Source organism: Burkholderia sp. ABCPW 14 (assembly GCF_001523835.1).
GTDB lineage: Bacteria > Pseudomonadota > Gammaproteobacteria > Burkholderiales > Burkholderiaceae > Burkholderia > Burkholderia mayonis.
Genome location: NZ_LOVS01000118.1, coordinates 1 through 4,583 on the forward strand (window position 1 = coordinate 1; position 4,583 = coordinate 4,583).

Consider the following 4,583-nt stretch of genomic DNA (forward strand, 5'->3'; position numbering starts at 1 on the left):
GCGGCAAGACGACGGAAAGCGGTAATTTCCTCAAGAGGCGTCATGCGAGACAGAGGCGCTGGAGACCACGGGCCGAGAGAAGCGGGGTGACCGCGACGGGCCTGGGGGAGCGTATTGCCTGTGGGATATGAGGCGATGCGCGGCTCCGGCGAGTGGGTAGCCGTCACGGCGCGCGCGAGGCAGGGCGGGCAGATCGCGTGGGAGGGCGTGCGGCTACATGGAGGCGTCCTTCAAGGGGAGGGGCGCGGGATCAGCTCATTTGCCGAGCAGATGCGGGAGATTACGCCATGCCTATCGAGAAACAGGTCGTAGCGCTGCCGAACGGACTGAAGGTCCACGTCGAGCGTCACGTGTTCGATCCGGCCTTCGAGACGGCCATCCTCGTCAACGGCGCCCTGGCGACGACCGCGTCGTTCGGCCAGACGATCCGTTACCTGGGCGAGCGCCTGAATGCGGTGTGCTTCGACTTGCCGTACGCGGGGCAGTCGCGGCAGCACAATCCGGGCGAGTACATTCTGACGAAGGACGACGAGGTCGAGATTCTGCTGTACCTGGCGGCGCGGTTCGCGCCGAGCTATCTGCTGTCGGTGTCATGGGGCGGGGTGGCGTCGCTGTTCGCGCTGGCGCGGGGCTGCACGAGCGTGCGCCGGGCGGTGATCGCGTCGTTCTCGCCGTTTCTGAACGACGCGATGACGGACTACGTGACGCGCGCGCGCGACCACATCGCGGCGGGCGAGAACCTGAAGGCGGCGCAGCTCCTGAACGACACGGTGGGGCGCTACCTGCCGCGGATCATGAAGCTGTACAACTACCGCTACCTGACGAAGCTGCCGCGCAAGGAGCAGGACCAGGTGGCGTTCCACGTCAACCAGATCCTGTCGATGCAGCCGGAGCAGTACCTGCCGGAATTCCGCAACATTGGTTGCGACGTGAAGTTCGTCAACGGCGAGCTGGACGAGTACACGACGGCGTCGGACGTGCGCCGGCTCGGCGCGTACGTGCGCCGGGCGGAGTTCGCGACGATCCGCCAGGCGGGTCACTTCCTGGATCTCGAGGGGCGGCAGCAGCAGGAGCAGGTTCGCTCGACGATCCTGAGCTTCTTCGGCGAGGAGCGGGCGAGCGCGGCGCGGGACGCGGCGCAGGGCGAGACGCTCGCGCCGCTCGGGCAGATGCCGGCGCTGTCGTAGCGCGGGGCGGCGGTCCAAGGCAGCCGGGACAGAGGGTCATGCGCGTCGTCGTTCGGCGCGCGGCGGTCCCGGCTCGTTCAAACAGGCAAATCGGCGTGATGCGCATCGGGCCGTGCGGCGACGGAAGGCCAAGGCGAGGAGCGTTCGTTCGACGCAAGCGCGCGGCGGAGCGTATCGAGCGCCAAGCCGCTGGCGGCCGATCCGGTCCGAACACGGCCCGCTGCGCGCGTCCGTCGGCTGCCGCGCTGCATTGAGTGACAAAGCGATGTCGAAAGTAATCGTGACGGCGATCGGGTCGGCGGGGGATGTGCACCCGCTGCTCGGGGTGAGCCGGGCGCTGTCGGCGCGCGGCCACGAGGTGGTGTTCTGCACGCATCCGCCGTTCGAGGCGGCGGTGCGGGCGAGCGGGTTCGCGTTCGTGCCGGTGGGCACGGCGCAAGAGTACGCGCAGGCGATGGCGGACCCGGCGCTGTGGCATCCGCGGACGTCGTTCAGGACGCTGTGGCGGGTGATCGCGCCGGTGGTGCGGCCGCACTTCGACGTGCTGCGTTCGCTGAGCGACGCGGACACGGTGCTGGTGGGCACGCTGTGGGCGTTCTCGGCGCGGCTGATGCAGGAGCGCTACGGGACGCGCTATGTGTCGGTGCAGGTGTCGCCGTCGACGCTGCTGTCGGCGCACGCGCCGCCGACGCACAAGCGGCTGACGATCCCGAGGGGCTTGCCGCTGGCGGTGAAGGCGGGGCTGATGACGCTGATCGAGCGTCAGGTGCTGGACCGGGTGTGCGGGCCGGAGCTGAATGCGGCGCGGCAGTCGCTGGGTCTCGGTCCGGCGCGGCGGATCCTGGGGCGCTGGCTGCATTCGACGGACGGGGTGCTGTGCCTGTTTCCGTCGTGGTTCGCGGCGGCGCAGCCGGACTGGCCGGCGAATCATCTGCAAAGCGGGTTTCCGCTGTTCAACGAGACGGGGGCGCGGGACGCGGACCCGGAGCTGGACGCGTTCGTCGCGTCGGGCGATGCGCCGGTGGTGTTCACGGCGGGCTCGACGCGGGTGGACGGCGCGACCTACGAGCAGGCGGTGAGGGCGGTGCTGCGGACGACGGGCGTGCGAGGGATCCTGCTTGCGCCGGACGCGCCGGCGGCATCGGAGGGGACGACGGGGCCAACGAGAACGAAGACGAATGGCGCGCAGCCGGATGGCGTATCGCTGCTGAAGCGGCGCTACGTGCCGCTGGCGGCGCTGCTGCCGCGGTGTCGCGCGCTGGTGCACCACGGCGGGGTTGGGACGGCGTCGCTGGCGTATGCGGCGGGGGTGCCGCAGGTGGTGACGCCGTTCGCGCACGACCAGTTCGACAACGCGCAGCGGGTCGCGGCGAGCGGCTGCGGGGTGAGGCTGGACGCGCCGGTGCAGGGCGAGTCGCTCGGCCGGGCGCTGCTGCGGGTGCTGGGCGATGACGCGATCGCGGCGCGCTGCGCGCAGGTGCGGGCGCGGATGGAGGCGGAGCCGAACGGCTGCGACGAGGCGGCGCGCTTCATCGAGCGCTTCGCGCCGAGCGTCGCGGCGCGGCAGGCGCAGCCGGCATGAGCGGGCAATCGATGTCGGCGCGCGTACCCGCGAACGACGCCGATTCGGCGGCAAGCCGTCCGTCGCACAACGAACCCGCCGCCCGGCCGCTGCGCGGCGCGAGGCTCGCGCTCCTGACGTTCGCGCTGTCGCTCGCGACCTTCATCGAGGTGCTGGATTCGACGGTGGCGAACGTGGCGGTGCCGGCGATCTCGGGGAGCCTGGGGGTGTCGAACAGCCAGGGCACGTGGGTGATCAGCTCGTACTCGGTGGCGGCGGCGATCGCGGTGCCGCTGACGGGCTGGCTCGCGCGGCGGGTGGGCGAGTCGAGGCTGTTCGTCGCATCGGTGATCCTGTTCACGCTGACGTCGCTGTTGTGCGGGCTCGCGCGGGACCTGGAGATGCTGGTTGCGTGCCGCGCGCTGCAGGGGCTGTGCTCGGGGCCGATGGTGCCGCTGTCGCAGACGATCCTGATGCGGTCGTTCCCGCCGGCGAAGCGCACGCTCGCGCTCGCGCTGTGGGGGATGACGGTGCTGCTCGCGCCGATCTTCGGGCCGGTGGTGGGGGGCTGGCTGATCGACAACTTCTCGTGGCCGTGGATCTTCCTGATCAATTTGCCGATCGGGCTGTTCTCGTTCGCGGTGTGCACGCTGATGCTGCACCCGCAGGCGCAGCGTGGCGAGGCGAGCCCGATCGACGTGCCGGGGATCGTGCTGCTGGTGATCGGGGTGGGGTCGCTGCAGGCGATGCTGGACCTGGGTCACGACCGGGGCTGGTTCGATTCGTCGCTGATCACGACGCTGGCGATCACGGCGGCGGTGTCGCTGACGTCGCTGCTGATCTGGGAGGCGGGGGAGGTGCATCCGGTGGTGGACCTGAGCCTGTTCCGGGAGCGGACCTTCACGTTCTGCGTGGTGATCATCTCGCTGGGGATGATGAGCTTCTCGGTGGTGGGGGTGGTGTTTCCGCTGTGGCTGCAGGCGGTGATGGGATACACGGCCTACCAGGCGGGGCTGGCGACGGCGTCGATGGGGGTGCTGGCGCTGGTGTTCTCGATCCTGGTGGGGCTGTACGCGAGCCGGGTGGACGCGCGGGTGCTGGTGACGTTCGGGTTTGGGGTGTTCGCGGGGGTGATGTGGTGGAGCACGCACTTCACGCTGACGATGACGTTCGCGCAGGTGGTGACGCCGCGGCTGATTCAGGGGATCGGGCTGCCGTGCTTCTTCATTCCGCTGACGGCGGCGACGCTGTCGCGGGTGTCGGACGACAAGCTGGCGGCGGCGTCGAGCCTGTCGAACTTTTTAAGGACGCTGTCGGCGGCGTTCGGGACGGCGCTGAGCGTGACGTGGTGGGACAACCGTGCGACGTACCACTACGCGGTGGTGTCGCAGTCGGTGACGCGAGCGTCGGAGAACACGCAGCGGTACGTGGACGCGCTGCACGCGATGGGGATGCACGGGGCGCGGGAGCTGAGCTCGCTGCACCAGGTGGTGCGGCAGCAGGCGTACATGATGGCGACGAACGACATGTTCTACATGGCGAGCGGGACGTGCCTGCTGCTGGCGGGGCTGATGTGGCTGACGCGGCCGAAGCGGGGGGCGGCGACGACGCTGGGGCATTGAGGCGGTAGCCGCCGCGTTCCTGATTCGCCGAAGCCGAAGACGAAGACGAAGACGAAGACGAAGCCGAAGCCGAAGCCGAAGCCGAAGCCGAAGCCGAAGACGAAGACGAAGACGAAGACGAAGACGAAGACGAAGACGAAGACGAAGACGAAGACGAAGACGAAGACGAAGACGAAGACGAAGACGAAGACGAAGACGAAGACGAAGACGAAG

4 protein-coding genes are annotated in these 4,583 nt (G+C 69.3%); 3 read left to right on the plus strand and 1 reads right to left on the minus strand.

What is annotated here, in order from left to right:
- The first annotated feature begins 287 nt into the window (after positions 1-287).
- The 3 genes from WS62_RS18900 to WS62_RS18910 all read left to right on the plus strand — a co-directional run bounded on the left by WS62_RS18900 (position 288) and on the right by WS62_RS18910 (position 4,370).
- Positions 288-1,187: an alpha/beta fold hydrolase gene (locus tag WS62_RS18900; protein WP_066573872.1), complete on the plus strand. Its 900-nt coding sequence runs from the start codon at positions 288-290 to the stop codon at positions 1,185-1,187.
- Between the two features lie 265 nt (positions 1,188-1,452).
- Positions 1,453-2,769: a glycosyltransferase gene (locus WS62_RS18905; protein ID WP_066573874.1), complete on the plus strand. Its 1,317-nt coding sequence runs from the start codon at positions 1,453-1,455 to the stop codon at positions 2,767-2,769.
- Between the two features lie 11 nt (positions 2,770-2,780).
- The gene (locus WS62_RS18910) at positions 2,781-4,370 is read left to right on the plus strand and encodes a DHA2 family efflux MFS transporter permease subunit (RefSeq protein WP_066573876.1); all 1,590 of its coding nucleotides are present in this window, start codon (positions 2,781-2,783) and stop codon (positions 4,368-4,370) included.
- Here the strand turns inward: WS62_RS18910 and WS62_RS37475 are convergent.
- Positions 4,280-4,583 (minus strand): hypothetical protein (locus tag WS62_RS37475; protein ID WP_197422869.1); only part of this gene is annotated, 304 nt, incomplete at its 5' end. The genes WS62_RS18910 and WS62_RS37475 overlap by 91 nt on opposite strands.